The sequence below is a fragment of the Pseudarthrobacter sp. R1 genome, assembly GCF_024494415.1.
Lineage (GTDB): Bacteria > Actinomycetota > Actinomycetes > Actinomycetales > Micrococcaceae > Arthrobacter.
The window spans coordinates 56199-82096 of the sequence record NZ_JAMKFI010000004.1; the positions used below are offsets into that span (position 1 = coordinate 56199).

The 25898-nt window shown below is 65.5% G+C and carries 26 protein-coding genes and 1 riboswitch; of the genes, 11 read left to right on the plus strand and 15 right to left on the minus strand.

Annotation, left to right across the window (positions count from 1 at the left end):
• Window positions 1-5: 5 nt before the first annotated feature.
• The 6 genes from M8J71_RS03335 to M8J71_RS03360 all read right to left on the minus strand — a co-directional run bounded on the left by M8J71_RS03335 (window position 6) and on the right by M8J71_RS03360 (window position 5927).
• Window positions 6-488 carry a cation:proton antiporter regulatory subunit gene (locus tag M8J71_RS03335; protein WP_256246589.1) on the minus strand — a complete coding sequence of 161 codons (483 nt, stop codon included), beginning with the start codon at window positions 486-488 and terminating at the stop codon, window positions 6-8.
• Window positions 485-1543 carry a LacI family DNA-binding transcriptional regulator gene (locus M8J71_RS03340; protein WP_256246590.1) on the minus strand — a complete coding sequence of 353 codons (1059 nt, stop codon included), beginning with the start codon at window positions 1541-1543 and terminating at the stop codon, window positions 485-487. The genes M8J71_RS03335 and M8J71_RS03340 overlap by 4 nt, the downstream gene beginning before the upstream one ends.
• Window positions 1540-2274, minus strand: coding sequence for a cupin domain-containing protein (locus M8J71_RS03345; protein ID WP_256246591.1), 735 nt, complete (start codon window positions 2272-2274; stop codon window positions 1540-1542). Before M8J71_RS03345 ends, M8J71_RS03340 begins: the two co-directional genes overlap by 4 nt.
• A complete protein-coding gene (locus M8J71_RS03350) occupies window positions 2271-3254 on the minus strand; it encodes a PmoA family protein (protein ID WP_256246592.1) in 984 nt (327 codons plus the stop codon). The genes M8J71_RS03345 and M8J71_RS03350 overlap by 4 nt, the downstream gene beginning before the upstream one ends.
• Window positions 3251-4351, minus strand: coding sequence for a Gfo/Idh/MocA family protein (locus M8J71_RS03355; RefSeq protein WP_256246593.1), 1101 nt, complete (start codon window positions 4349-4351; stop codon window positions 3251-3253). Before M8J71_RS03355 ends, M8J71_RS03350 begins: the two co-directional genes overlap by 4 nt.
• A 172-nt stretch (window positions 4352-4523) precedes the next feature.
• Entirely contained in the window at window positions 4524-5927 is a 1404-nt protein-coding gene (locus M8J71_RS03360; protein WP_256246594.1) for an MFS transporter, read from the minus strand.
• Window positions 5928-6121: 194 nt separating this feature from the next.
• On the opposite strand from M8J71_RS03360, the gene M8J71_RS03365 reads away from it, so the two are divergent.
• From M8J71_RS03365 to mnhG, 6 genes are read left to right on the plus strand one after another with little or no spacing between them, the layout of a single operon-like run.
• Window positions 6122-9214: a Na+/H+ antiporter subunit A gene (locus M8J71_RS03365; RefSeq protein WP_256246595.1), complete on the plus strand. Its 3093-nt coding sequence runs from the start codon at window positions 6122-6124 to the stop codon at window positions 9212-9214.
• Entirely contained in the window at window positions 9211-9732 is a 522-nt protein-coding gene (locus tag M8J71_RS03370; RefSeq protein ID WP_256246596.1) for a Na(+)/H(+) antiporter subunit C, read from the plus strand. Before M8J71_RS03365 ends, M8J71_RS03370 begins: the two co-directional genes overlap by 4 nt.
• Window positions 9729-11333 (plus strand): Na+/H+ antiporter subunit D, encoded by a 1605-nt coding sequence (locus M8J71_RS03375; protein ID WP_256246597.1) that lies wholly within the window; start codon window positions 9729-9731, stop codon window positions 11331-11333. Before M8J71_RS03370 ends, M8J71_RS03375 begins: the two co-directional genes overlap by 4 nt.
• Entirely contained in the window at window positions 11330-11875 is a 546-nt protein-coding gene (locus M8J71_RS03380; RefSeq protein WP_256246598.1) for a Na+/H+ antiporter subunit E, read from the plus strand. The genes M8J71_RS03375 and M8J71_RS03380 overlap by 4 nt, the downstream gene beginning before the upstream one ends.
• Window positions 11875-12150 carry a monovalent cation/H+ antiporter complex subunit F gene (locus M8J71_RS03385; protein ID WP_305478374.1) on the plus strand — a complete coding sequence of 92 codons (276 nt, stop codon included), beginning with the start codon at window positions 11875-11877 and terminating at the stop codon, window positions 12148-12150. The genes M8J71_RS03380 and M8J71_RS03385 overlap by 1 nt, the downstream gene beginning before the upstream one ends.
• A complete protein-coding gene (gene mnhG, locus M8J71_RS03390) occupies window positions 12140-12550 on the plus strand; it encodes a monovalent cation/H(+) antiporter subunit G (RefSeq protein WP_256246600.1) in 411 nt (136 codons plus the stop codon). The genes M8J71_RS03385 and mnhG overlap by 11 nt, the downstream gene beginning before the upstream one ends.
• Before the next feature lie 71 nt (window positions 12551-12621).
• Here mnhG and M8J71_RS03395 read toward each other — a convergent pair whose 3' ends face one another.
• From M8J71_RS03395 to M8J71_RS03425, 7 genes are all read right to left on the minus strand, one after another.
• The gene (locus M8J71_RS03395) at window positions 12622-12885 is read right to left on the minus strand and encodes a DUF4235 domain-containing protein (RefSeq protein WP_163167563.1); all 264 of its coding nucleotides are present in this window, start codon (window positions 12883-12885) and stop codon (window positions 12622-12624) included.
• Window positions 12886-13007: 122 nt separating this feature from the next.
• Window positions 13008-13223: a CDGSH iron-sulfur domain-containing protein gene (locus M8J71_RS03400; protein ID WP_256246601.1), complete on the minus strand. Its 216-nt coding sequence runs from the start codon at window positions 13221-13223 to the stop codon at window positions 13008-13010.
• Window positions 13220-14287: a glycosyltransferase gene (locus tag M8J71_RS03405; RefSeq protein ID WP_256246602.1), complete on the minus strand. Its 1068-nt coding sequence runs from the start codon at window positions 14285-14287 to the stop codon at window positions 13220-13222. The genes M8J71_RS03400 and M8J71_RS03405 overlap by 4 nt, the downstream gene beginning before the upstream one ends.
• Window positions 14284-15345 (minus strand): iron-containing redox enzyme family protein, encoded by a 1062-nt coding sequence (locus M8J71_RS03410; protein WP_256246603.1) that lies wholly within the window; start codon window positions 15343-15345, stop codon window positions 14284-14286. Before M8J71_RS03410 ends, M8J71_RS03405 begins: the two co-directional genes overlap by 4 nt.
• An 83-nt stretch (window positions 15346-15428) precedes the next feature.
• A complete protein-coding gene (locus tag M8J71_RS03415) occupies window positions 15429-15887 on the minus strand; it encodes a DUF4383 domain-containing protein (RefSeq protein WP_256246604.1) in 459 nt (152 codons plus the stop codon).
• Window positions 15888-16008: 121 nt separating this feature from the next.
• A complete protein-coding gene (locus tag M8J71_RS03420) occupies window positions 16009-16218 on the minus strand; it encodes a hypothetical protein (protein WP_256246605.1) in 210 nt (69 codons plus the stop codon).
• 107 nt (window positions 16219-16325) lie between these two features.
• On the minus strand, window positions 16326-16868 hold the full coding sequence (locus M8J71_RS03425) for a heme-degrading domain-containing protein (protein ID WP_256246606.1): 543 nt from the start codon (window positions 16866-16868) through the stop codon (window positions 16326-16328).
• Window positions 16869-16940: 72 nt separating this feature from the next.
• Window positions 16941-17081, plus strand: a riboswitch (TPP riboswitch).
• A 65-nt stretch (window positions 17082-17146) separates the two neighbouring features.
• Here M8J71_RS03425 and M8J71_RS03430 point away from each other — a divergent pair.
• From M8J71_RS03430 to M8J71_RS03440, 3 genes are read left to right on the plus strand one after another with little or no spacing between them, the layout of a single operon-like run.
• Window positions 17147-17770, plus strand: a complete 624-nt coding sequence (locus M8J71_RS03430; protein ID WP_256246607.1) for an ECF transporter S component — start codon at window positions 17147-17149, stop codon at window positions 17768-17770.
• Complete coding sequence (locus tag M8J71_RS03435; protein WP_256246608.1) at window positions 17770-19323, plus strand: ABC transporter ATP-binding protein; 1554 nt, start codon at window positions 17770-17772, stop codon at window positions 19321-19323. Before M8J71_RS03430 ends, M8J71_RS03435 begins: the two co-directional genes overlap by 1 nt.
• Window positions 19320-20120 (plus strand): energy-coupling factor transporter transmembrane component T family protein, encoded by an 801-nt coding sequence (locus M8J71_RS03440; RefSeq protein WP_256246609.1) that lies wholly within the window; start codon window positions 19320-19322, stop codon window positions 20118-20120. The genes M8J71_RS03435 and M8J71_RS03440 overlap by 4 nt, the downstream gene beginning before the upstream one ends.
• 91 nt (window positions 20121-20211) lie before the next feature.
• Here the strand turns inward: M8J71_RS03440 and M8J71_RS03445 are convergent, their stop codons facing one another.
• Window positions 20212-20964: a hypothetical protein gene (locus tag M8J71_RS03445; RefSeq protein ID WP_308292943.1), complete on the minus strand. Its 753-nt coding sequence runs from the start codon at window positions 20962-20964 to the stop codon at window positions 20212-20214.
• Window positions 20965-21154: 190 nt separating this feature from the next.
• Between M8J71_RS03445 and M8J71_RS03450 the strand changes: the two genes are divergently transcribed.
• Window positions 21155-22678, plus strand: coding sequence for a UDP-N-acetylglucosamine 1-carboxyvinyltransferase (locus M8J71_RS03450; RefSeq protein ID WP_256246610.1), 1524 nt, complete (start codon window positions 21155-21157; stop codon window positions 22676-22678).
• 67 nt (window positions 22679-22745) lie between these two features.
• Window positions 22746-23975 carry a glutamate--cysteine ligase 2 gene (locus M8J71_RS03455; protein ID WP_256246611.1) on the plus strand — a complete coding sequence of 410 codons (1230 nt, stop codon included), beginning with the start codon at window positions 22746-22748 and terminating at the stop codon, window positions 23973-23975.
• On the opposite strand, the gene M8J71_RS03460 is transcribed toward M8J71_RS03455, so the two are convergent.
• Window positions 23884-25677 carry an HNH endonuclease signature motif containing protein gene (locus tag M8J71_RS03460; protein ID WP_256246755.1) on the minus strand — a complete coding sequence of 598 codons (1794 nt, stop codon included), beginning with the start codon at window positions 25675-25677 and terminating at the stop codon, window positions 23884-23886. The genes M8J71_RS03455 and M8J71_RS03460 overlap by 92 nt on opposite strands.
• Window positions 25678-25898 lie beyond the last annotated feature (221 nt).

The window sequence follows — 25898 nt, forward strand, 5'->3', positions numbered from 1 at the left end:
GCCGTTTATCCGTTACGCAGGATATCGGCCGCCGAGTCGAGGCCTTCCTGGGTGCCAACAGCTACCAGCAGGTCGCCCGTGTGGAGGACGACGTCGGGCCCCGGCGAGGGGAGCACTTCGCCTTCGCGCATGATGGCCACAATCGAAACGCCGCAGCGGGTGCGGATGCAGGCCTTCCCCATGGGCTGGTTCTGGAACGGAGAGTCAGGGACGATCGAGAATTGCCGGGTGACGATCCCGGGAACATCCTTGTGTTCTTCAGTCAGCTTCATGGCCAGGTGCTGCCCGCCCAGGAGGTTTCCGAGGGCTGCAGCCTCGTCCCCGGTCAAGGGAATCGAGGCCTGGCACGTATCGGGATCATCCCAGGTGGAAACGATGAGTTCCATCTGGCCTTCCCGCAGCTCCACCACGCCGATTCGGCGGCCGGACGCTGTCATAAAATCCTTCCGCCGGCCGAGGCCCGGAAGATCCGTCTCATCCACGTTCATGAACCAAGCCTAGTCTGCCGTAACCCGCTTGGCGCTGGTCCTGAGGATTCCCGCACCACCAGCCGCATCGCGGTAGGGCCGGGCTCCGGAGGAGCGGGGGCATCAGGGGTAAGCGCAGCGAGCAGCTGGTGCATGGTGCTGCTTCCCTGGGCCTCCAGGTCCATCTGCACGGTGGTCAGCGAGGGCACCAGGAATGCGGACTCCGGGTGGTCATCCCACCCCACCACGCTGACATCCGCAGGCACGTCGAAGCCAAGGTCGTGGAGGGCGCGCATGGCCCCGATAGCCAGTTGGTCGTTGGCGGCGAAGACGGCGGTGATGGACGAATCGGCCATCAGCGCCTTGGCTGCCCTGTAGCCGGAGGCCGAGCTCCAGTCCGCGCCTGCAACGCCGCCGTCCTCCAGGCCTGCGTCGCTGACGGCCTGCCGGTACATGGCCAGGCGGTTGCGCGCGGCAGGCCACTCCTGTGGCCCGGCGATGTGCGCAATCCTCCGGTGCCCCAGGCCTGCGAGGTGTGCCACGATGGCCTGCGCTGCGGAGCCGTCGGAGATCCGGCCCTGGCCGCGCATCTTGTCGTCGTACTCCCCGGCGACTACCACGGGGATGCGTTCCTGGGCCTGCAGGAGGTCGCTGTTCGAAATCGGCACAAAGGACAGTGCCCCGGCGAACGGGCCGCGATCGAGAATCCTCCGCAGCCTCGCTGTCCGCTCCGGTCCCGTTCCTTCAAGGGCCACGACGTCGAGCTGGTAGCCGGCTGCATGGGCTGCGTCGGCTGCCCCGTTGAGCATCCGGGACGGAAAGTACGGCGAGGCACCGGGCACCAGGGCCAGGAGCCGGTACGTGGCCTTGGTCCGAAGCGAACGGGCCGTCAGGTTGGGCGAATACTTCAGTTCCGCCATGGCCCGCTCCACCTTCTCGGAGGTGGCCGCCTTCAGCTTGGAGCGGTCCGCCATGTACCGCGAGACCGTCTGGTGCGAGACGCCGGCGAGCCGCGCCACCTCATAGATGGTGGCGGCGCGGGCGGGTGGCCGGGACTCGGCCGGGGTTTGTGTCACAGCCTGGAATCTTCCCACGTGGTCAGCCGGCCGCACATGCCGTAGCGTTCACCCGTTCGCTGCCGGCCCCGGGCCACTGCCGCTCCCGCCATCGAAGCTGCCGAACCGTTCGCCAACTCCAGCAGCGCTTGCTCCGTTGCCGCCATCTGGCTGCGGACGTTCGCAGCCCAGATTTCCTTCCAGCGCTCCACTTTCGGGCGGACCAGCGCTGCGGCGAGGCGATGGAATTCAACCAGGGCCTCCGGCCCGTCACGAAGGACCGACTGACGCAGCTCGGCGTAGCCTTCCAGCGCCAGGTCCCGCCGCCGGCGGGCGGCGGCGGAAATTACCGATTGATCCGCGTCCGGGGGAAAGGCAGCGTGCTGCGCATAAAGGTCCGGGTCCTGCAGGATCTGCCGCGGGAAGGTCAGCACGGAATCTCCCGCTTCCGGCAGGCCTGCGTTGGACATAATGACGTTGAGCGTCAGCTCCGCAGTGTTGACCAGGCGGTGGACCGTTCCGGGGCTGAACCAGAGCAGGGATCCTGCTGCGAGGTCATGCTCGGCCGGGCCGTCCATTGAGATGGTGTGGACCTGGCCGGTCCCGCTTGTCACCAGGTAGGCCTCGGAGGACACGGTATGCAGGTGCGGGGAGCCGCCGCACAGCCCGTCACCCGCCTCCCAGTCGTAGACCCGCAGCCCACTGACGGCAGTACCGCCGGGGAAGCCGGGCACCGCTGCGGATGAATTCATCCTTCCGTTCCCCGGCCTGCCCGCGGCTCAGCCGCACCTGCCAGGACATCGCGGGCGGCGGCGGCAAGTGCTTCGGCCCGGCCTGCATCTGACTCGCCGTCCGCTATCACCACCCCATACCGGTACCGCAAGGTGGAGCCGGCCGGGAACAGGACTTCCTTGCTGAAGAACGGTGCCGGGCCCATGCAGGCGAAGGGCTCGGACCGGGCAAACCATTCCGGCTGGGGGTGATCACTGTGGGGGTCGTCAACCATCACAACCGTGGAATAGCGGCACGTTTCATCATGCTGGCCCACGAAGGAAAGCCATGGTGCCCGCTGTCCTCGCAATTCCTCGCCGGTAGCCCCGCCGGGTCCGATGATTGCTCCGCCGGCGAAGGAGCGGGGACCGCGCCAGAACAGGCCGCCGTACCCGGCGTTTTCACGTCCCTCGGTGGTGGGCGATCCGATGTGGACGTCCCCGCCGGAGACGTTGGTCATGGCTGAATCGAAGACCAGGGTGTAGCTGTCATCGCGACCCGGCACTACCTGGAAGGACCGCTCCTCCTCAACCACGAGCGACCCCGCCTGGCTAATCCACTGCAGGGTATGGGCAAAACTGAACCTGCCGCCGTCGTCCGCGGCCCGGCGAAGCTCGCCGTGCCGCATGGCGCCGTTGTTGGGCAGCCACTGGTAGTCCTGGCCGCGGCGGTAGCTGGGGCCGCCCCAGAAGTTGTCCGGGCCCAGGTGCGGCAGCGACCAGGCGATGCCTTTGTGCCAGACGTGATCGTGCGGGCGGTAGGCGCTGACCAGGTCGCCGGTCCTCGTCCGGACAGGGTGGAAATAGGGCCTGGGTGACTCCACCTGGGGATCGTCGGCAGCGTAGGTGTACGTCAGGACAGGGACGCCGTCAAGGGACACGGCGACGGCGGCGCCGTCGTCAACCCAGCTGAAGGGGCTGGCAGTAGAGGTGGCGGAGGATGCGGGGACGGCAGTGCTCATGCGTTGCTCTTTTCGAGTTTCCAGGGTTCGAGCCGGCCGTCGGCGCGGTCGAAGAACGGGTTTCCTTCAGTGATTTCGCCGCGGCGGACGGTCTTGCCGGTGATGGCGGAAGCGTAAATTGCGGCGGCGAGTTCCATCGTGGGGTAGGCCTCTGCAAGGGTGACCGGCGGGACGGCATTGGAGCTGATGGCGCGAATGATGTGTGCGTACTGGGCCGGATGACCGCTTGGCGTGACGGCGGAACCGTCTGCCCACAGTTCGGCGAGGTGCTCCTGCCCGGGGGCCGGGGTGAAGCGCCAGTGGGAGTCGTCATAGCCGTAGAGATGCTCTAATTCCACGGTGGCGTTCTCGTAGTCGAACCGGAGTTGGGAAGTCTCGCGCGGCGAAATGACGGAGTTGATGACAGTGCTGAGGGCACCCGACTCGAAACGGACGATTGCCGTGGACACGTCCTCGGTTTCCGTGCGGCGCGCCAGCCTGCCGGCAAAGGCGGCGACTTCCTGCCACGGGCCCCAGAGGTGGAGCAGCATGTCGAACTGGTGGATGCCGTGGCCCATGGTGGGTCCGCCGCCTTCAACGTCCCACTGGCCCCGCCAGGGAACGTCAAAGTATTCCTGGTTGCGGAACCACAGCGTGTTGCAGAAACCGGTGAGTGGATGGCCCAGGACGCCGGACTCCTGCAGCGCCGCCAGCTTACTGGCGCCGCTGCCGAAGCGGTGCTGGAAGACGCAGCTGACATGCTTGCCGGACGCGCGTTCCGCCTCCTGCAGCTCCCGCATCTGCCGCAGCGAGAGTGCCGGAGGTTTCTCCAGCACCACGTTCAGGCCCAGGGACAGTGCCTCCAGGGCCAGGGACGCGTGCGACGACGGCGGGGTGCAGACGGCGACGACGTCCAGGCCGGCTTCGGCGGCAGCGGCCAGGCTGGGCGCCGTCTGGGCGAAGCCCATTTTCTCCGCAAATGCTGCTGCCCGGTCTGCATCAATATCCACCGCGACCACGAGCTCTGCGCCGGCGAGTTGAAGGGCTTCGGCATGGGCGTGGGCTATGCCGCCTGTGCCTATGATTCCTGCGCGCGGGCGGTGCCGGGCCTGCTCCATCGGTAGTGCTCCTCGTCATTGAAAGGATTCATGTTATCGATCACAAGTATGTGATCGATAACAGAAGGAGTCAATAGCCTTGAAGCCGGCTCTGCCGGGAAAGGCAAGGGACGGCTGGACGGGCACAGCCCGAAGGCGAGGCAGATGCCCCTGCTGCCTGCGTTGGGGAAAATCAGGCCGTAGGGATGACCGCGATGGGGGCCTTGTCCGGTGACTTCACCGGCAGCAGGACCAGGAGCCCGGCCAGGAGGACCACCATGATTCCCAGGATGCCCCAGCGTTGGGCTTCACCCGGGGCCACCAGCGGAGTGGCCAGCGTAATGCAGAGGGTAAAGAGCGCCGGCGCCAGGAAACTGACGGCCCGGCCCGTGGTGGCATACAGCCCGAAGAGCTCGCCGGATTCGCCATGCGGGGCAAGCCGGGCCAGGTACGCCCGGGACGAGGATTGGGCGGGACCCACAAACAGGCAAAGGAACAGCCCGAACACCCAGAAGGTGGTGCTGCCGGGCCAGTCCATGCCGAAGAAAACATAGTTGCCGTTGCCAAGGACCAGGATGACCGTTCCGGCGATGAGCAGGCCCACCAGGGATCCAATAATCACTGACTTGGGCCCGATTTTGTCATCAAGGAAACCACCGACGATGGCACCCGCCGCGGCCACCACATTACCGAAGATAGCGAAGAAAATGACCTCAGACAGTTCGAAGCCAAAAGTGCCCGCGGCGATGATTCCACCGAACGTGAAGACCGCGGCCAGGCCGTCCCGGAAAACGGCGCTGGCCAGCAGGAAATAGATGGTGTGCGGACTGGTGGCATAGATGGCCTTGATCCGGCGGATCAGCAGCCCGTAACTGGCCACGATTCCCAGGCGCCCAACCTGCGGAGCCTTTGGCAGTTCAGGCACGGCAAACAGCACGGGCAGGGCGAACACAAAGAACCACAGGGCCGAGAAGACTGACACGAGCCGGATGTTCAGGCTGTCCTCCGTGGAGGAGCCGAACCACTCGAAGCTGGGCTGGACGAACAGCTGCAGGACGATCAACAGCGCAACAATGCCGCCCAGGTAGCCTGCGCCCCAGCCAAGGCCACTGACCTTTCCGATGTTCCGCGGCGTGGAGATCTGGGCCAGCATGGCGTTGTAATTGACCCCGGCGAACTCGAAGAAAACGTTGCCCAGGGCGATGAGGGACACCCCCAGCAGGAGGAACTCGGGCCGGGGGAACACAAAGAAGCACAGGGCAGTGAGAATGGCGACGGCGGCCGTGTTGACTCCCAGCCACAGCTTGCGCCTGCCCCCGGCGTCCGACCGTTGCCCGGTGACCGGAGCCAGCAAAGCGATGGCGAAGCCGGCAACGGCCAGTGCCCCGCCGAGGACCGCCGACGCCTGGTCTTCGCCGCCGAACGCGTTGGAAGTGAGATACACGGTGAAGACGAATGTGGTCATCACAGCGTTGAATGCGGCCGAGCCCCAGTCCCACGATGCCCAGGCGAGTATGCGCCCCTTGCTGGTTGCCTGGTTCCCGGATTCAAGTTCCGAGGACGGCTGCGTTGCCCCGGGAGCGCTCGCGCTGTTCATACGTGCATCGTATCCGCCCGTGGCGAACAGGCGACGGAGTCAGCGCCTGTCATGCCGGGGAAAGCGGGGCAAGGATACAACATCGAAGGAGGAAGAGGAGGCGGAGCCTTGATAAACTGGGCGTTCCCGAACCTAACCGATGACCGCCAGCTCCAACTTTTGACAATCGAACCCCTGACGTTGCGGAGATAACAGTGATCACAGTCCTTGCCGTGCACTTTACGGTGGCTGTGGTGGCGCCGTTCCTCTTCAGGGTATGGGGCCGCAACGCTTTCTACGCACTGGCGGCTGTTCCTGCTGCCTCCTTTATCTGGCTGCTGTTCCAGCACCGCCCTGTTTATTCCGGGGACGGGGCAGTCGCCGAAGTGGTCCCCTGGATTCCGGGCCTCCAGCTTGAGTTCGCCTTCCGGATGGATGCCCTGGCCTGGGTCATGTCCCTGTTGGTGCTGGGCGTCGGCTCGCTGGTCCTGGTCTATTGCGCAAGGTACTTCAAAAAGAAGGACCAGGACCTTGGCGCCTTCGGAGCCCAGCTCCTGGCCTTCGCCGGAGCCATGTTCGGCCTGGTGGTGGCGGACGACCTCCTGCTGCTGTTCATCTTCTGGGAACTCACCACCATCCTGTCCTACCTCCTGATCGGCTTTGCCCGCACCAGGCTCGCAGCGCGGCGGTCCGCCCTCCAGGCGCTTATGGTCACCACCGCGGGCGGCCTGGCGATGCTGGTGGGCCTGATCATGCTTGGCTACGCGGCCGGCACCTACCGCATCTCGGACATCCTCCAGCAGGCGCCTGCGCTCGTGGGCGGACCTACGGGCTCCTTGGTGGGTGCCGCCGTCGTCCTCATCCTGGTGGGTGCCATCACCAAATCGGCGCTGGTTCCCTTCCATTTCTGGCTCCCTGGAGCCATGGCGGCCCCCACCCCGGTCAGCGCCTACCTCCACGCCGCGGCGATGGTCAAAGCGGGCATTTACCTCGTTGCACGGCTGGCGCCGGGCTTCGCCGAAACGTCCTTCTGGCAGCCGGTGGTGCTGGGCCTCGGACTGGCGACGATGCTGGTGGGCGGCTACCGGGCGCTGCGGCAGACCGACATCAAGCTCATTCTTGCCTACGGCACGGTAAGCCAGCTCGGCTTCCTCACCATGGTGGTGGGGCTGGGCACGCCGGACGCGGCCCTCGCCGGCCTGGCCATGCTGTTGGCCCATGGCTTGTTCAAAGCCACCCTGTTCCTGGTGGTGGGCATCATCGACCACCAGTCCGGAACCCGCGATGTCCGGAAGCTTTCCGGGGTCTTCACGTCCTCGCGTGCCTTGGGAATTGTGGCCGGCGTCGGCGCCGCGTCCATGGCAGGCGTGCCGCTGCTGGCGGGCTTCGTGGCCAAGGAATCGGTGCTGGAGGCCTTTGTCCACCACGCAAGCGACCCTGCCGCCGGTCCCTGGGGGATGGTGGTCCTGGCCGGGCTGGTCCTGGGGTCCATCCTTACCTTCGCGTACAGCGCACGCTTCATGTGGGGTGCGTTTGCGGCCAAGGCGGGAGTCGAGCCCACACCCTTCAAGGCCGTCAAGCCCTCTTTCCTCGCCGCGCCGGCCATCCTCAGCCTCCTGACCATTGTCTACGGCCTGTGGCCGGTCCCTGTGGACGCGTGGATCCAGCCGTACGCCGCGCTGTTTGCTTCGTCCGCTCCCGACGCCGGCACGCCCGCTGAGCAGGCGGGCCACCTTGCGCTGTGGCAGGGTTTCACGCCGGCGCTGGGTTTGACGGCCCTCACTTTCGCGCTGGGCCTGGCGATGTACTTTGGCCGCAGCGCGGTTTCGCGGGCCCAGTCCCTGGTGCCGCCGTGGGTGGACTCGGACAAGGCCTACCAGTACACCATTGGGGCATTGGATGACGTGGCTGTGTGGATTACGGGACGCACGCAGCGCGGTTCGCTGTACTACTACCTCGCCGTCATCCTCAGCGTCGCCTTTGTGCTGCCCCTGGCGGCCATTCTGCTGGCGGGCAAGCCGCTTCCGGACGGGATCTACCTTGTGGATCCGGGTTCGCCGCTCCAACTGGTGGTGGGTGCGGGCATTGTGATTGGCGCCCTGGCCGCGGTCAAGGCCAACAAGCGGTTCCTGGCGGTCCTGATGGTTTCCGTCACCGGCTACGGCATCGCACTGATGTTTGCCCTCCAGGCCGCCCCGGACCTGGCCCTCACCCAGATGCTGGTGGAAACCATCGTCCTGGTGGCTTTTGTCCTGGCGCTGCGGAGCCTGCCGCCCGAGCTTCGGGACCGCACCGGCGGCAGGTACCGCGTGGTCCGCGTCATTATTGGCCTCTGCTTCGGCGTCACCATGGTGTTCGCCGCGATCTACGCGATGGGCGCCAGGACAGCCATCCCTGTTTCGCTGGAGTTTCCGCGCCTCGCGTACGAGGGCGGCGGGGGACTGAACATCGTCAACGTCACGCTTGTGGACATCCGGGCCTGGGACACCTTCGGTGAAATCACCGTCCTTGCCCTGGCAGCAACAGGTGTCGCAAGCCTCATCTTCGTCCGTGGCCGCGGCGACCGGATCAAGAACTCCGCCAGCGTTGCCGCCGGCACTGTGGGCCGCTACCGCGGAGCCAGCCCCGGTTCCCGTGACGCTGCTGCGCTGGCCGTGAGCCGGAAGTTCGCCGCGTCTGCAAGGGATGCGTGGATTGTGGCGGGCAGGACCCTGGCCCCGGAACGGCGCTCCATCATCTTCGAGGTGGTTACCCGGCTGATCTTCCACTCCATGATCATCTTCTCGCTCTACCTCCTGCTGGCCGGCCACAACCTTCCGGGGGGTGGCTTCGCCGGTGGCCTCACCGCAGGCCTTGCCCTGGCCATCCGCTATCTGGCCGGCGGGCGGTTCGAACTGCGCGAGGCCACCCCCATTAGCGCCGGCGCCCTGCTGGGGGTCGGGCTGGCAGTTGCAGCAGCCTCAGGCGTAGTGCCCTTGCTGCTGGGCGGCCAGGTGTTCCAGACCGCCATCATCGAACTCTGGCTGCCTGTGTTCGGAGACATCAAGTTCGTCACGTCCACCATCTTCGACATCGGTGTCTACATCGTGGTGGTGGGCCTGGTACTGGACGTCCTGCGGAGCCTTGGAGCCGAAATCGACGAGCACTTTGAAAAGGGTTCCGCCGCGGTGTCCCATGACATGGCCGACGACGGGCAGGAATTTGCCGCGGACGCGCACGCAGCAAGCTTAACAGCGCAGGCCGCGCCGGCACGGGAACAGAGGCCGGAAGGCGTCTCCGCAGAGACCACCGCAAAGGGCCAAGCATGAGCATAAACCTGACCCTGCTGATAGTTATGGGTGCCCTGTATGCCTGCGGCATCTACCTGATTTTGGAACGCAGCCTCACGCGGGTGCTGCTGGGACTGATGCTCCTGGCCAATGCCACCAACCTGTTGATCCTGGCGACCGGCGGATACGCCGGGCTTGCCCCGCTGTATTCGAAGGACATTGCGGCCCAGGACTACAACGATCCCCTTCCCCAGGCGCTGATCCTGACGTCCATTGTCATCTCCTTTGCCGTCACGGCCTTTATGCTCGGCATCATCTACCGCACGTGGGTGCTGGCCCGCCAGGATGAGATCCAGGATGACGTGGAAGACCGCCGCGTGGCGGAAACGCCAAGCTTCGACGCCGAGGACGATGCCGAGATCCCTGCCGAGACCTCCGAGTTTCCCGTGGCAACGGTGGTGGCCGGCGGCCGGGAAATGTCCGCTGAGAGCGCCGCCGCAGAAGAAAAACCCGGCTCCAAAAATGTGGCCCTTGGCCCGGAAGGAGGCGGAAAGTGAACATCGCAAGCTTTGCCCCGCTCGCCGTCGTACTTCCCATCCTGGGCGCCGCCCTGACCTTCCTGCTGATCCGGCACTCACGGGCGCAGCGGGCGGTCAGCATCGCGCTGCTGTCCCTGACGCTCCTGCTGGAATGTTTCCTGCTGGCCTCCGTCTGGGACGGCGGGACGGCTGCCGTGACCATCGGCGGCTGGCTGCCGCCATGGGGCATCGTGATGGTGGTGGACCAGTTCTCCTCGCTCATGCTGGTGGTGTCCTCGGCCGTGAGCCTCGCCGTGCTGGTGTACGCCACAGGGCAGGGCATGGCCGACGGCGACCAGGACGCGCCAGTCTCGATCTTCCACCCCACCTACCTGATCCTGGTGGCCGGCGTCTCCAACGCGTTCCTCTCAGGGGACCTGTTCAACCTTTACGTGGGCTTCGAGATCCTGCTGACGGCGAGCTACGTCCTCATGACCCTCGGCGGCACCGGGCCGAGGATCCGTGCGGGCGTTACCTACGTGGTGGTGTCCGTGGTGTCATCGGTGCTGTTCCTGATCTCCATCGCCATGGTTTACGGTGCCACCGGAACCGTCAACATGGCCGACCTTGCCATCAAGCTCGGCGAACTGGACCAGGGCACCAAAACGCTCCTGCACGTCATGCTGCTGGTGGCTTTTGGCATCAAGGCGGCTGTCTTCCCGCTGTCCTTCTGGCTGCCGGACTCCTACCCCACAGCGCCCGCGCCGGTTACTGCCGTGTTCGCCGGCCTGCTCACCAAAGTGGGCGTTTACGCGATGGTGCGGACCGAGACCCTGCTCTTTCCCGGCGACACCCTCAACACCCCCCTGATGGTGGCCGCACTGCTGACCATGGTGGTGGGAATCCTCGGCGCACTGGCGCAGAACGACATCAAACGTCTGCTCTCGTTCACACTTGTGAGCCACATCGGCTACATGGTGTTTGGCCTGGCCATGTCTTCCGCGGCCGGCCTGGGTGCGGCGGTCTTCTACGTGGCCCACCACATCACCATCCAGACCAGCCTCTTCCTGGTGACCGGGTTGATCGAACGCCGTGGCGGCAGCTCGTCCGTGGACAGACTTGGCGGCCTCGCCAAACTCTCGCCCTTGCTGGCGCTGCTGTTCTTTGTTCCCGCCATGAACCTGGCCGGCATCCCGCCGTTCTCCGGATTCCTGGGGAAGGTGGGGCTGATGCAAGCCGGCATCGAACTGGGCACGCCCCTGGCCTACGGGCTGGTGATCGGCGGAGTTCTCACCAGCCTCCTGACACTGCTCGCGATCGCCAGGGTGTGGAACCGCGCTTTCTGGCGCAGCCCCAGCGACGCCGAACATCCGGATCCCGTGCTGCTTGCCCCGCCGATTGCAGCAATGGCGGGGCCGGGCGCCAAGCGGAATACCGTGACCCTCCTGCCCCGCACCATGGTGGGTTCCACCCTGGGCCTGGTGGTCCTCGGCGTTGCGCTCACTGTTTTTGCGGGTCCGATGTTCACCGTCTCCGACCAGGCCGCCGAGGACATGCTGGACCGGTCTTCCTACATCCAGGCCGTGCTGGGCGAGGACACCACGGTCCCCATTGTTCTCACGTCCGGAGGAGGAAAATGAGCCGCCGGCGCATCTCACTGCGCCAGGAACTTCCGCTCCTGGTGTGGCTGGTCATTGTCTGGGGCGCCCTGTGGCAGGACTTCAGCCCCGGAAACCTGCTGTTCGGTGCGCTGCTGGCCATAGCCGTAGCCAGGCTGTTCTATCTGCCGCCGGTGGAACTCAGCGGCCGCTTCAATATTCTCTACGCCGTCCCCTTCGCACTCATGTTCCTGGCCAAGGTGGTGGTTGCGAGCGGCCAGATCCTGTACCTCGCAACAGTGCGTGGGCCACGCGTCAGGAACGCTGTCGTGGCCGTGACCCTGCGGAGCCACCAGGATCTTTTGGTCACGGCCACCGGGCACGTGATTTCGCTGATTCCCGGTTCGCTGGTGGTGGAGGTGGACAGGTCCACCTCTACCCTCTACCTGCATGCGCTGAACATCAGCTCCCCGGAGGAGGTGGAGAACCTCCGGCAGGAGGTGCGGTCCATCGAAGCCGGGCTGATCAGGATCATGGGTACCAGGGAAGAACTCGAAACCGTTCGTATGGAGGCAGCATCGTGATGCAGACCGTCCTGGTTGTTACAGCCGTCATTTTCTCGCTGGCCGCCGCCGGCGCCATCATCAGGATTTCGCGCGGGCCGTCGCTGCTGGACCGGGTGCTTGCCACAGACGTCCTGCTCGCCATCCTGGCCGGGGCACTGTGTGTGGACATGGCGGTTAACCGGCACCTGAACAACCTGATGCTCGTGGTGGCCATCTCCATCATCGGCTTCATCGGATCCGTGACGGTTGCCAGGTTTGTGGCCGACCGAAGGGAACAGCCCATTGAATCCTGAAGCCACTGCCCTCGACGGCTGGATCGACCTGCTGTCAGCCGTCTTTATGGTGGTGGGCGCCGTTATGTCCCTGGGTGCCGCGATCGGCCTGCTCCGTTTCCCGGACCTGCTGAGCCGCATGCACGCCGCCACCAAGCCGCAGGTGCTGGGGCTGTTCCTGCTGCTGGCCGCCATCGGCCTGCAGATGCGTACCTGGTGGGTGTGGCCCGTGCTGCTGGTCGCCTGGATTTTCCAGCTGTTGACGGTGCCGGTGTCCGCCCACATGGTGGGCAGGTCGGGCTACCGCACCAAGCACCTGCACCGCGAGCTGCTGACGGCCGATGAGCTGGAAGCAGTAGTGCAGAAAGCCGCCGCCAAGACCGCCCGTGAGGACGGTACCGGCGACGGCTCCAAGTCGTAGGAGTTTTTGTCCAGATATGCTGGCTTCCGAACGGGATTTAGCCCGGCTTAGCTGGACAAAAACTAGGTTAGTTAGACGATGTCCTTGCTCTTGGCGAACCGGGTGATGGCCCGCTGGGTGCCCCGGTTGGCCAGGACCTGGATGATGGTGCTGACCGAGGCGGAGATCAACGCGAAGGTCAGCGCCGACTGCAGGCTGGTGGGGATGTCCTCGTCCTTGCCCGTAGGCGGCTTTCGTCCGGTGGACTTTTCCCAGATGGTGTTGACCAGCTTGGTTCCGACGAAACCGGCGCCAAGGCTCACACCGGTGCCGAGCAGCTTGATGAAGAGGTTCATTCTTAGTACTCCTTGCGGGCGGAAAACGGGCTGACTTCAGCCTAACGGCATCAGTGGCGGGAGCCGGTGCGGTGAATCGCCGGTTCGCTGTGGGCGTTGTGCACCCGGTGGGGGAGTGCTGTTCAGCCCGCCGGCGGTTCCGTCCGGAACTTGATCATTTTGTGGGTGCCATCGCAGTAGGGCTTAATGGCCGAGGCGCCGCAGCGGCACAGCGCTACGGTTTTGCGCTCGCGCGGGACGGGGTCGCCGGAGGGCGTCACGATTTCGAAGTCGCCCCGGACAATCAGGGGCCCATCGGGGCACACCACGATCGAGCTTTCGGCGGGTTCCTGGTTCATGGCTGCTCCTGGTCTCGGTTGCTGGCGGACGGCTTGATGTCTTGTTGGCGCAGAGTGGCCAGTTTTCCGGAGTGCCGGCGCTGCAGTTCAGCTTCCGAGTGGGCAGCGGTCCCCAGCCGTGTCCCGGCGTAGGGAATGCCACCGGCCAGGCGGAATGCCAGTGCGATCCAGATGCAGACAGCCCGTTCCAAGGCCCACAGCGGGGCACACCACACGGCCCGGAAGGGGAAGACGGCCGCCCCGCTGTTCCGGCGCCGCCCAATGCCGGCGATGATGACCGGCGCCGCCGCCAGTCCGAGGAAGGCCCGCCCGCGCTGCCCCCGGGGGAGGCAGGCTGCTGCGGCTACCGCCGGAAGCAGGGAAAGCTCCGCGGCGAGGCGGCGGGGCTGGGCGAAGTCATCGTAGGCCTGGCGGGTGCGCTGCTTGAGGAAGTGCCGCGGCCCGGGCGGCCTCCGCGCAACAAACAGGTCCGGCAGGATCTTTTCCTGGCCGCCGGCTGCCTTGACGGTCCGGATGAGCTCGAGATTCTCGAACAGCACGGGATCGTAGCCGCCGGTGGCCAGCAGCGCGCTCCTCCGCACGGCCAGGGTGCCGGGGTAATCGGCGGACCATGCGCGGTTGATCAGTGTCCTGGCTGTGTCCCACCACGCGTGCCACGGCAGGGGCTCGAAGTAGTTTTGCGGCCGCACGATGTCCGCTGAGGCAAGGTGATTGACGACGGCGGTGAGCGATTCGCGCGTGTAGCGCACGTCGTCGTCGGCTATCACCAGCAGCTCGGCCTTGGCGGCCCGGACGCCGGCCATCACCCCGGCCACTTTGCCGTTGCCGCCACCGCCCCTGCTGTGGCCGTTGCCGCCGCCCTGCACCGGACGGATATGGCGAACGCCAGCCGGGAAGGCTGCCGCATGCCGCTCGAACAGTTCCGGGTCCGAGCCGTCCACCACGGTGACAGGTATCCACGTGACCAGGCGCCCAAGGTATGCGGCCAGGTCCGGCAGTTGTGAATCCTCGGTCCAGCGCAGCGGCAGGATGTACTCTGCGGACAGGATGCCCTTGGCGTTCATGCTGCCGCCGGCACTGCCGCCCTCAGTGAGGTCTCGCCGTTTTCCCAGCAGGCCACAAGGTGCGCGGAAATCCTGCCGTCGATCGCCATTGCCGCCGTTGCCCCCAACAGGACATCCCCCAGCAACCCGGGCTCAGCTTCCACCAGCCCGCCCGCAAGGTCGCGGCCCGCGATCTGTTCGTGGACGGCGTCGGCTTCAACGTGCTCGTCGAAATAGTGGGTAACGTCGGTATCGAAGCTGTGCCGCCGGAAGCCGTTGCCGTACAGGCGGTTGGGCCGCGACGAGGTCATTTCGTAAAGTGCCAGGTGTCCGGTGATGGCACCGCGAAGCCGGCGGTTGAGCCCGAAGAGGGACATCATGTTCACCGCTGCGAGGGAGATGGCGGGTACGGCGTTGACGTAGGCGCCGTATTCGTCGTCCAGGCCCAGCCCCTGCATGGTGCGGGCAAAGAGCGCGCTGTGCATCCGTTCGGGGCGTCCTCCGCCGTACTCGTCTGCCTGGATCTCCACCAGCGCTGCCTTCGGCCGTCCGGTAAGCCGGGGAATGGCCCAGGTGTGCGGGTCCGCTTCCTTCAGCTGGTAGACGGACTTGTGGATGAGGAACTCCTTGAGCTGGTCCAGGCTCGCCTTTTTCGCCACGTAGCGGGACACGCTGGGCCCGGTATCGGTCCCGGCCAGCCTAAACAGGACGTCGGCCACTGCGTCACTGGTCATCTCCGCTGCCGGCGGCAGGTCCAGCTCCCCGGCTGCCGACTGGGCAGCGGCCCGCAGCGCTTCCTCGAACGGCCTTTCGAGCAGGCGGCGAACCTGGATGAGGTCCGGCTCCCACTCCCAGTCGTCGCGGACGCCTTCAAGACCGGAGTAGTGGAGCTCATAGAGGCAGAAAAGTGCCAGCTGGACGTCGTCGTCCCCGATGATGTCTGTGGTTCCAGCCAGCTCTGCAGTGACGAGCCGGCGCAGTTCTTCGACGCGCGTGGTGGCGTCGTCCTTGCCGGCGGTGAAGGACAGGGCAGTGAACAGTGCGCTGCTGAGGGGACCTCGGGCTTCCGGGATTTTCATGATGCTCCTTGTGGGTGGCAGCGGTACTGCCGGGGCTGCCTGTGCTGCGGGCGTCGACGGCGGTTTCGGTTTGGCGGGGCGGGTCACGTCCGGGGCGGCGTTTTCGGGGTGGTCCGCGGTGACAGCAGGATGGCCAGGATGATCATGCCCAGGCCCAAGGCCAGGTGCAGCCAATTGTCGGCGCCGTTGAGGGGGACAAAGTTGGCGGGGGTTTGATCACCCACCAACAGTCCGTACAGCCAGAGGACCAGGTAGACAACGCCCCCGTAGATGAGGAAGCTCCTTGCCTGCTGGTGGGTCCGGGCCAGCAGCAGCCCCGCCGCCCCGAAGGCCGCGTGCACGATGTTGTGCAGGATGGACACCTGGAAGACTCCCAACAGCAAGGCGCCGGAGCCGTGTCCGGCCATGCCCAGGGCTTCATAATTACTGGTAATCCCGGGGACGAACCCCAGGACACCCACCAGGAGGAAGAGGGCGCCCGTTGCAAGCGCTGCCTTCTGCAGGCCGGTCCTTGCTCCGGTGGCCCGGGTGCTGACTGTCATTGTCCTGTCTCCTCAAAAGCCGGGAGACAACATAGTAAGCATGGTTACTAATAAAAGCTAAGTACACTTCTCATCTGCTGGTCGGCCGGCATGCGGCAACCCCGGCAACCGGTGGTGGTGCTCACCCCTCCGAGGTACTCCACAGATAGGGGTTGGCATGGTGTCCGCCGCGGCGGCCGTGCTCGTACCCTTGCTGCCAGGCCTTCCCGACGGCGGACACAAGTTCCGCCAGCAGGGGATAGTAGGGGTGGTCCGGGCCGATATAGATCATTTCCTCGGCGGCCTTGTCCACCGCCGCGCGCACTTGGTTTTCGGCTGCAGGACCGATCATGGCGTCCTCCTGTTTGGAACTCCGGCCGCTCGCCTTGAATGTACTCCCGGCATTCGTGAGGAGTCCATAGTCCGCGTTGATGCTGCAGTCAGTCCGCCGACTCGAAGTCAGTCCGCACGCATGGAACCAAGGATCTCGCGCAGGGCCTGTACCACCAGGTCATGGTCCTGCACCTGGGGAAGCCCTGAGACAGTCACTGTTGCGACTGCGCCCACCCCCGTGACGTACACCGGGAAGGACCCGCCGTGCGCCGCATACCGGCTCTGATCGAACCAGGCGTTGTCCTCGATCCGTCCGCCCTTGAGCCGGGCGCGCAGCCCCACCAGGAGGGAAGGCACCTCGTACCGTGCGGCCGTGCGCTGCTTCCCACGGATCCAGTGCTCGTTGTCCGGCGTGGCGCCGGGCAGCGCCACATGGAACAGGACCTGTTCACCCTTGGTGATGTCAATCGCGATGGGAAACTGGCCCTCCTTGCCCAGCTCCACAAGCAGCAACCCAAGGTTCAGTGCATCGTCCAGCGAGAAGCCGGGAAACTGGAGCTCGTGGATTTCGCCTTCGATCCGGGCGATGAGCGCTTGCAGGGATCCTTCCTGCTGGATGGCATCGGAATCCGGATCGAACTCGGTCACATGCTGGGAATTGGCAGTCATGGCCCACAATCTACCCCTCCTCCGGTGTAAACTGGACCCCGCCCACAAGGGCGATTATTTACCGACAGAATCATTCAACGACAGGGGAGCGCCGCCGTCGGGCATCACTGGCCATGCCAGGGACCGCAGGTGGGCGCTGAGAGTGCGGATAGCCGCAGACCCTCGAACCTGATCCGGTTAGTACCGGCGCAAGGGAGTCGAGTTCTCGAAGTGTGCGGCAACGGCGGCAGCGCCGGTTGAAGTATCCACTTTCCCCTCCTGTTCCTCAGGAGGATCGCATGGCAACGACAGCAATCAAGAAGACCACCGGCAAGTCCTGGCGCGTTGTGGACATCGTGGTGGCAGCCCTCATCGCCATCGCCGGCGGCGTTATTTTCTGGGCCTGGTCGCAAGGCGCAGCCGCAGTCTCGGCACCTATGAACGCCGTTTATCCGCCGCTTACCGGCTTGTTGGCGGGCGGCTGGATGATCCCCGCGGTGCTGGGCATGCTCATCATCCGCAAGCCGGGCGCCGCACTGTTCTGCGAGACCGTGGCCGCCACCGGCGAACTGCTCATGGGCTCGCAGTACGGCGCCTCGGTGCTGTTCTCCGGGTTTGTCCAGGGCCTGGGCGCCGAGATCATCTTCGCGATCTTCGTGTACCGGAAGTTCAACCTGCCGGTATCCCTGCTCGCCGGCGCCGCTGCCGGACTTTTCTGCGGCCTGAACGATTCCTTCGCGCCCTGGGGCTGGAACATCGCCTACTCCAGCGGGGACAAGCTGGCCTACATCATCTTCACTGCCATTTCCGGCGCCGTCATCGCAGGAGCCCTGTCCTGGATCGCCACCCGCGGCCTGGCGAGGACCGGCGTCCTGAGCTCCTTTGCGTCACGCAAGGCAGCATCGGAGCCCGTCTTCTCCTGATGACTGCTCCTTCCCTCCACGGCTCTGCGGTGGCGGCGCGGCCGGCTGCGGTCACCGCCCGCGGCTGGGGCTGGCGGCACGCCGGGCGGTCCAAGCCGGCCGTCCGCGCCCTCGACCTGGACATCCAGCCGGGTGAACGCGTCCTGCTGCTGGGCCCGTCCGGCGCAGGCAAGTCCACGCTCCTCCACGCGCTGGCCGGGGTGCTGGGGGATGCCCATGACGACGACGCCGAGGCCGGCGATTCCGATGAGTCCGGTTCGCTGCTGATCGACGGCGCCTCCCCCCGGGAGCAGCGCGGCCGGGCCGGGCTGATGCAGCAGGACCCGGAGACCCAGGTTGTCCTCTCGCGCGTAGGTGACGACGTCGCCTTCGGCGCCGAGAACCTCGCCGTGCCCCGCGGTGACATCTGGGCCCGCGTGCATGAGGCGCTGGACGACGTCGGGCTTTCCCACCTGCCGCTGGACCATCCGACGTCGGCACTGTCCGGCGGGCAGAAGCAGCGCCTTGCGTTGGCGGGCATCCTTGCCATGCGGCCGGGGCTGATCCTCCTCGATGAGCCAACCGCCAACCTGGACCCTGCCGGGGTGGTGGAGGTGCGCGACGCCGTGGGCCGCTGCCTCGGCAAAACCGGGGCAACGTTGGTGGTGGTGGAGCACCGCGTGGCCGTGTGGAAGGACCTGGTTGACCGGATTGTGGTGCTGCAGCCCGGCTCGTCAACCGATTCCGGCGTGCTGTTGGACGGGCCGCCGGATCAGGTCCTCAGCGAAGCCCGGAGCATGCTGATCGCGGCCGGAGTCTGGGTGCCCGGCTACGTCCCGCCGACGCGTCCCCGTGCTGCCGGTTCGGTTCCCGGGACTGGCGACCTGCTGCTTGCCGCCGAGGAGCTGGCGGTGTCCCGTGAACGTCCGCGCCGCAAGGGCTTCCGGAAAGTGCCGCCCGTGCCGGTGCAGCAGGGCATTTCCGCGCAGGTCCGGGCCGGGCAGGCGCTGGCCGTCACCGGTCCGAACGGCGCGGGAAAATCGACGTTCGCGCTGACCCTCGCGGGGCTGCTGGAGCCCGTTGACGGCAAGGTTTCCGCCACGCTGGCGCTCAGCCGGGGAGCTGGGATTGACCCTTACCAGTGGAAGGCCGAGCAGCTGATTGAGCGGGTGGGTACGGTGTTCCAGGAGCCTGAGCACCAGTTCGTCACGGGGAAAGTACTGGACGAACTGCTGTTCGGCCCACGGCACCTGGGCCACGGGGAGGAGCGGGTGGATGAACTGCTGGAGCGGCTCCGGCTCACGGGACTCGTTGACGCCAACCCGTATACCCTTTCGGGCGGCGAGAAACGGCGGCTCTCCGTAGCCACGGTCCTGGCCGCGCATCCCCAGGTCCTGGTCCTGGACGAGCCCACGTTCGGGCAGGACGCCAATACTTGGGCTGAGCTGGCATCCTTCCTGTCCGAGCTCCTGGACGCGGGCACGGCCGTAGTGTCCGTGACCCATGATGCCGAGTTCACGGCAGCGCTGGGCGGAACGGAACTGCGGCTGGCAGCTGTGGCGGTGGCGCAATGAGGCAGGAGCTGAACCTGCGCGGCAACCGCGCCTTGCTGACCCGTGCCAATCCGCTGAGCAAGTTCGCTGCCGTCTTCCTGATCACCGCAGTGCTGGCGCTGTCCATTGACTGGGTGTCCGCCTCGGTGGCGCTGGTCTTTGAGTTCCTGCTGTTCCCTTTGGCGGGCCTCACCCTGACCCTGCTGTGGCAGCGGGGCTGGCCGCTCATCATTGCCGCCGCCGTGGGAGGCTGGAGCACCTCCATCCTGGCGCCGGACAGCGGAAAGACGCTTATCGACGTCGGCATCTGGACCATGAGCGAAGGCTCGCTGGAGCTGGGGGCCGGGTTTATGCTGCGGGGGCTGGCGATTGCGCTGCCGGCGGTCCTGTTGATGAGCTGCACCGATCCCACGGACCTGGCCGATGCGCTGGCGCAGAAGGCACGCCTTCCGCACCGGTTCGTACTGGGGACCTTGGCCGCCATGCGGCTCGTGGGGCTGATGGCCGAGGAATGGCAGACCATCGGCATGGCCCGCCGTGCCCGCGGCGTCGGCTCCCGCGGTAATGCCCGCCAGCGGCTGAAGGCGACGCTGGGGCAGAGCTTTGGCCTGCTGGTTCAGGCCATCCGGCGTGCTTCCCGGCTTGCCGTCACCATGGAGGCACGCGGCTTCGGCGGCGGAAAGCGGACCTGGGCACGGGAATCCACGTACACCGCCCTCGACCTCTGGGTGCTGGCTGCCGGGATGCTGATGGCCGCTGCAGCGTTTGTTGCCGCCATATGGGCGGGGACATGGAACATGGTGTGGCTGGGGAGCTGACTGCCCACACGTCTGCTGATTCAGCCGCAGGAGTGGTTGTAGTCGAAGTTTCCCGTCACGAACTGGGTGAGCGTGACGTCGCCGCCTGCGGTCAGCGGGGGCCCGCGCAATTCGCTTTGGCTCCTGTTACGGCGCGCGCCCCCGCCAGCCAGCTCGGCAGCGAGTACAGGTTGCTTGAGCTGCTGACGGTTCCCACAATCCGGCTCCATTGAAGGCCGGTTGAGTAGATCCCCACACCCTTGACGTCGATGCTGTGGAAGAAGTCCGTCATGCCCTCCAGGACTGCGCGGTTGGCATCCTTGTCCGTGGACCAGGAGTTTTCGGTTTCCACATCCAGCCACCAGACGTAGTCGGAGGGATTGCTAATTCCACGGATGTAAGCGTCGTCCCAGGCCTTGGCGTAGCCGTATATGTAGGCGCACGCCGTGCCGTAGTCCCTTTCCTCACAGGAGCCGTAGGGGTTATGGACGGCCGATCCTATCGGGTACTCGTTGCTGGAGGGCCACCACGAGCCGCTTGTTCCCGGGTTGGCGGTGTTCACGTAAAGGGACACCTCGGGCTGGGCCGAATGGCCGGATGAGGCAGCAGCCCACTCGAGCTGTTTTCGCAGGCAAGGATTGGTGTTGTTGGCCAACCCGTTATTGACGCCGACGATGCCAAAAGCCTGGCCGGTGGGAAGGTCCTTGCGGCATTGGGGCCAGGAGACGTCGTTGCCAAGTGTTGACTGTGTGCCTTCCCCTGGCGACGGCACTGCGGAGGCCGGCCAGGCGGGGACCAGGAGCACGACGGCGAAGATCAGGCCGGCAAGTGTGGCTGCCGCCCGGGGGCCTCGTTTCCGGCGCATCAGCACCTCCGTCGTCGTCGAAGGAAGAGGTTTTATCCAGTCTCCTCCGGCCGAGCAGGCAGGGTCAATAACAGGCAGGACCGGAGGAGGGGGCACGTTTTCTATCGCATGTAGTGGGTAAACGTTCTCCGCTCCGAGTGTTATCAGTCGATATCTGCTGGCGCTAACTCATTTATGATATATTTTCGGCATGACGCAGGAAACTACGGAACACGTTGCCGCCATGCTCCGGGATGCCCGGGGCGAGAAAGGCTGGACGCAGGGCCAGCTGGCCGCAGAACTCGGAACCAGCCAGAGCGCCATTGCACGGATGGAGCAGGGCAAACAGAATTTGAGCCTGAAAATGATCCAGCGGCTTGAGACCATCTTTGGCCGAAGCATCGTCAATGTGGGCAAACCGCAGATGACACACCTTCGGGTGGAGGGCGGGCACCCGCTGTCAGGAGCCGTGGACGTCAACAGCAGCAAGAACGCCGGTGTCGCACTGCTGTGTGCGAGCCTCATTAACCGTGGGACAACCATTCTTCGCCGCCTTGCGCGGATTGAAGAAGTAAACCGCATCGTCGAGGTGCTTAGCAGCATTGGGGTCGAGTGCACCTGGCTCAATGATACCGACCTCCAGCTCCGCAGGCCGGCCGTCCTTGACCTCGCATCGATGGACGTGGAAGCCGCCCGCCGCACGCGCAGTGTCATCATGCTGCTGGGGCCGCTGCTGGACGAAACCTCGCAGTACCGCCTTCCATACGCGGGTGGCTGTGACCTGGGCACGCGCACGGTAGAGCCACACATGCAGGCGCTGCGCCAGTTCGGCCTCGCAGTGGAGGCGACGGCCGGCTTCTACAGCGTCCAGGCTCCCTCGGCCGATACCCGCGACCGTTCCTTTGTCCTGACCGAGCGCGGCGATACTGTCACCGAGAACGCCATTATGGCTGCCGCCCACCGTGAGGGGACAACGGTGATCCGCAACGCCAGCCCGAACTATATGGTGCAGGACCTCTGCTTCTACCTGCAGATGCTGGGCGTGGCCATCGACGGCGTCGGCACCACCACCTTGAAGATTACCGGGCGTCCCATGATCGATGCCGACATCGAATATTTCCCCTCCGAGGACCCCATTGAGGCAATGAGCCTCATCACCGCGGGTATCGTCACCAACTCCGAGGTGACCATCCGCCGGGTCCCCATCGAGTTTATGGAGATCGAGCTGGCCACGCTGGGGCAGATGGGCCAGCAGCTGGAGATCTCCGGCGAGTACATGGCACGCAACGGCCGGACCCGGCTGGTGGACGTCACCACCAAACCTTCCGAGCTGCACGCGCCGGAGGACAAAATCCACCCCATGCCGTTCCCCGGCCTGAACATTGACAACCTGCCCTTCTTTGCAGTCATTGCCGCGAACGCCAGCGGACAGACCATGATCCATGACTGGGTCTACGAAAACCGGGCCATCTACCTCACGGAGCTGAACCGGCTCGGTGCGCAGGTTCAGCTGCTGGATCCCCACCGGATCTACGTCAACGGGCCCACCAAGTGGCGCGCTGCAGAGGTTGGCTGTCCACCGGCTTTGCGCCCCGCAGCCTGCCTGTTGCTGGCCATGCTGGCAGCCCGGGGAATCTCCGAGCTGCGGAACATCTACGTTATCGAGCGCGGGTATGAGGACCTGGCGGAGCGGCTGAACACTATCGGGGCCAAGGTGGAGTACTTCCAGGACTGAGCATTCACGCTTCGTCATGAAGCCCTGAGGACCTTCACAACTCCCTCAGCTGCCGCAGAATGTGAGTATGCGAACATTCGGCGTTGAGGAAGAGCTCCTGATCGTTGATCCGGAGAGCGGGGAGCCGCTTGCCCTCGCTGACGCCCTGCTGTCCGGCCGCCGGTTGGCCGCAGACGACGCTCCGGACGACCCCCGGGACCTGGTAACGGAAGACAAGACCGTTTACGACGACGACGAGATGGGCCTGAGTGCCGAACTCAAGCTGGAGCAGATCGAGACCCAGACGCGCCCATGCCTGGAGCACGGTGTGCTGCTTGACCAGATCCGGGCAGGGCGGGCGCTCGCTGACACGGCTGCCAGGAGGCATAACGCAAGGGTAGCGGCACTGGCCACGTCCCCCCTTGGGCTGGCCAGCCACACCACCCCTGATCCACGCTATGCCAGGATGCTGGAGCGCTTTGGCCTGACGGCCCAGGAGCAGCTGACCTGCGGCTTCCATGTCCATACCTTTATTGAGTCACCCGACGAAGGTGTGGCTGTGCTGGACCGGATCCGTGACAAGCTTGCCGTCCTCACGGCCCTGAGCGCGAACTCGCCTTTCTGGAACGGTCTTCAGACCGGCTTCGAAAGCTACCGCACCCAGGCGTGGAACCGCTGGCCCACAGCGGGACCCGCTGGTATCTACGGGACATATCCTGCGTACCGGAGGGTGGTCACCCGCCTGCTGGACAGCGGAGTGATGCTGGACGAAGGAATGATCTACTTCGACGCCCGCTTGTCCCGAAACCACCCCACTGTCGAGGTCCGTGTTGCAGACGTCTGCCTCCGGGCCGAGGACGCAGCACTTCTTGCCGTTCTCGTCAGGGCGCTTGTGGAGACTGCGAGCCGTGAGTGGCACGAGGGGGTTGAGCCCGCGCCGGTGCCCACCGTACTTTTGCGGATGGCTTCCTGGCAGGCCAGCAGCGGCGGACTCAGCGGGGAACTCCTGGATTTCGGTACATTCCGGCCCGCTCGGGCCGCCGACGTAGTTCGTTCCCTGGTGGACTATCTCGCACCGGTATTGCAGGAGCAGGGTGAACTCGCCCTGGCCCGTCAAGGTGTGGAGGACATCATTGCCCGCGGAACAGGGGCAGCTGAACAGCGCCGCATCCGCGACAGGGCTTTGGCCGCCTCAGCGCCGGAGGACCTGGGCTTTGGTGCAGTGGTCAAGCATGCGGTGGATGTAACGATGCGCGGCTCTGCCAATCTTTCGGCTGTCGACGGGTCCCCCGAGCTGCTGCGGGTCCGCCAGTCCTAGTGCGCTGAGGTAGCCGTTTCCAGCCAGAGGTGCCACTCCGGAAACGGGTCCTTGGGCAGTTCGTCTTCAGCAGGGCCAGGGTCTTCCGGAACATCAAAATCTGGCAGATCAGGATATTCCGGGGGTCCGGGTCTTCCTGGCGGTCCAGGGTTTCCGGTAGGGCAAAGTACCCAGGCACGTACAGGTCCGAGGGCTCCGAGTCAGCCTGAAGGGAGGCATCCCAAAGTTCCTCAATCCGTTTCGGCCAGTGGGGTGGTTCCCAGTCCTGGTGTTCGCTTTTGTAGTGCCGGCCGGTGGGTGAGGTCCAGCCGGGTGGTTCGGTTGTGGTGGCTGGTGTTGGTTTCCAGCCGCCGGTGTGTCGGAGTTTGTGGTGTTTGGGGCAGGGTTGGCCGAGGTTGGATATGCCGGTTGTGCCGCCTTTGTGCCAGGCGAGGATGTGGTCCGCTTCGTTATCCAGGGAGTTGTTGCTGCAGCCGGGGAACGGGCATTTGCCGTCCCGCAGCCGCAGCCAGTTCCGCATTGCTTTGGTCAGCCGGTAGCTGGTGCGGCCGATCTCCAGTGGAGCCCCGTCCCGCGGATCCACCAGAACCCGGTAAAAAGAGCCTGCCCCGTTACCGACCAGATCGCGGGCCATTGAGGCGGGGATGGGGCCGGACCCGTCCAGCATCGCCGGTTCATCGGTCAGGCCCAGCAGGGAGAACACGGGCACGGTGACCAGGACCTGGGCCCGAATCGAAGATCCCTGCCCGGGGCCGGTTTCCTCCCCGCCGCCACCGGCGCTGCGGGCACTGTTGGCCCCGCCGTTGCCAAAACCATCTCCGGCGCCGTTGCCAAAACTATTTCCGCCGTTGCTGGGACTGTTTCCGGCGCTGATGCCGGGCCCGGTGGTGAGGAGCCCTGAGGCGAAGTTGTCGGCCCGGAGCTGGGTCAGGGTGCGGGGTTCGTCCGGTCCCTGCATTTCCCGGGAGATGGTGGTGAGCCGGTCCCAGATCGCGGAGGCCTGGTCTGCGGGCAGGCAGGCGGCGATCCAGCCCATCCCGTCGTTGTCCGGCCAGAATTCGACCCGCCGGTCCGCCACACTTTTGGCGTGCCGTTTCTCCAGGCTCTCCGGATGGTGGCGCTCCCGCCAGGCCCTGGCCTTGGCCTTGAACCGGTACGCCGGCATCTCCCCAACGGCGGCGGCTGCGGCCGGTCTCGGCGTGCCCGGGTCCAGGACAGGGTCCAGGAAGTGCGCCTCCAACGCCGCCGCCCCGGCAGGGTCAAGGCTCGCCGTTTGGTCCACCATGGCCCGGGCATGCGCCCAGGACATCGCCCCGGCCTGCAAAGCCGAAAGGGTCCCCGGCAGGAACGTGGTCAGGGCATGGGAATCGGCGAGCAAGGCACCGGCGGCCCGGTCACCGATCGCCAGCACACACCCGATCTCAGCCACCAGGCTCCGCTCCTGCGCCGTCGCCTCATACGGCGACCTCGCAGGAGCGTTCAGCGCTTTCGTGGCTTCGGCGAAGACCGCCACGGCCTGCACCTTCGCCGCCGCCAGTTTCGCTTCCGACCGCGCCACCGCGGCCAGAACGTCCAAAGCCCCGTCAGCAACCCGCTGCAACGGATCATCATCAAACCCCGCCGCAGCGTGCGGGCCAGCCCCGGCGTCAAGTTCGCCAGGGCCACCGGAAACAGCAACATCACTGCCAGCGAGCACCGCCATAAACGCAGCGACAGCAGCCGCAACGGACGCCTCCGCTGCACCACTGCCGGGTTCGTTTCCATACCCCAATCCTCTTGCGAGGGTCTGACAAAACAGGGCCTAAAAGTCCACCTGCTGGGAAAGAAATCAAAAAACTTTTCAGCCTGCACAGTTTAATCCCCCTGGCACGCCTGACGCTGGCCTCAGCGTGCGAACAGCAGGGCAACAAGACAGGAAAAATC

What these genes read in the sequence shown, in the direction of transcription:
- M8J71_RS03425 (WP_256246606.1), bottom strand. Translation starts at nt 16,868, where the DNA reads ATGACTGCCAATTCCCAGCATGTGACCGAGTTCGATCCGGATTCCGAT.
- M8J71_RS03385 (WP_305478374.1), top strand. Translation starts at nt 11,875, where the DNA reads ATGCAGACCGTCCTGGTTGTTACAGCCGTCATTTTCTCGCTGGCCGCC.
- M8J71_RS03430 (WP_256246607.1), top strand. Translation starts at nt 17,147, where the DNA reads ATGGCAACGACAGCAATCAAGAAGACCACCGGCAAGTCCTGGCGCGTT.
- M8J71_RS03420 (WP_256246605.1), bottom strand. Translation starts at nt 16,218, where the DNA reads ATGATCGGTCCTGCAGCCGAAAACCAAGTGCGCGCGGCGGTGGACAAG.
- M8J71_RS03360 (WP_256246594.1), bottom strand. Translation starts at nt 5,927, where the DNA reads ATGAACAGCGCGAGCGCTCCCGGGGCAACGCAGCCGTCCTCGGAACTT.
- M8J71_RS03335 (WP_256246589.1), bottom strand. Translation starts at nt 488, where the DNA reads ATGAACGTGGATGAGACGGATCTTCCGGGCCTCGGCCGGCGGAAGGAT.
- M8J71_RS03400 (WP_256246601.1), bottom strand. Translation starts at nt 13,223, where the DNA reads ATGAACCAGGAACCCGCCGAAAGCTCGATCGTGGTGTGCCCCGATGGG.
- M8J71_RS03415 (WP_256246604.1), bottom strand. Translation starts at nt 15,887, where the DNA reads ATGACAGTCAGCACCCGGGCCACCGGAGCAAGGACCGGCCTGCAGAAG.
- M8J71_RS03440 (WP_256246609.1), top strand. Translation starts at nt 19,320, where the DNA reads ATGAGGCAGGAGCTGAACCTGCGCGGCAACCGCGCCTTGCTGACCCGT.
- M8J71_RS03395 (WP_163167563.1), bottom strand. Translation starts at nt 12,885, where the DNA reads ATGAACCTCTTCATCAAGCTGCTCGGCACCGGTGTGAGCCTTGGCGCC.
- M8J71_RS03345 (WP_256246591.1), bottom strand. Translation starts at nt 2,274, where the DNA reads ATGAATTCATCCGCAGCGGTGCCCGGCTTCCCCGGCGGTACTGCCGTC.
- M8J71_RS03410 (WP_256246603.1), bottom strand. Translation starts at nt 15,345, where the DNA reads ATGAAAATCCCGGAAGCCCGAGGTCCCCTCAGCAGCGCACTGTTCACT.
- M8J71_RS03370 (WP_256246596.1), top strand. Translation starts at nt 9,211, where the DNA reads ATGAGCATAAACCTGACCCTGCTGATAGTTATGGGTGCCCTGTATGCC.
- M8J71_RS03380 (WP_256246598.1), top strand. Translation starts at nt 11,330, where the DNA reads ATGAGCCGCCGGCGCATCTCACTGCGCCAGGAACTTCCGCTCCTGGTG.
- M8J71_RS03460 (WP_256246755.1), bottom strand. Translation starts at nt 25,677, where the DNA reads ATGGCGGTGCTCGCTGGCAGTGATGTTGCTGTTTCCGGTGGCCCTGGC.
- M8J71_RS03350 (WP_256246592.1), bottom strand. Translation starts at nt 3,254, where the DNA reads ATGAGCACTGCCGTCCCCGCATCCTCCGCCACCTCTACTGCCAGCCCC.
- M8J71_RS03405 (WP_256246602.1), bottom strand. Translation starts at nt 14,287, where the DNA reads ATGAACGCCAAGGGCATCCTGTCCGCAGAGTACATCCTGCCGCTGCGC.
- M8J71_RS03450 (WP_256246610.1), top strand. Translation starts at nt 21,155, where the DNA reads ATGACGCAGGAAACTACGGAACACGTTGCCGCCATGCTCCGGGATGCC.
- M8J71_RS03445 (WP_308292943.1), bottom strand. Translation starts at nt 20,964, where the DNA reads ATGCGCCGGAAACGAGGCCCCCGGGCGGCAGCCACACTTGCCGGCCTG.
- M8J71_RS03355 (WP_256246593.1), bottom strand. Translation starts at nt 4,351, where the DNA reads ATGGAGCAGGCCCGGCACCGCCCGCGCGCAGGAATCATAGGCACAGGC.
- M8J71_RS03455 (WP_256246611.1), top strand. Translation starts at nt 22,746, where the DNA reads ATGCGAACATTCGGCGTTGAGGAAGAGCTCCTGATCGTTGATCCGGAG.
- M8J71_RS03435 (WP_256246608.1), top strand. Translation starts at nt 17,770, where the DNA reads ATGACTGCTCCTTCCCTCCACGGCTCTGCGGTGGCGGCGCGGCCGGCT.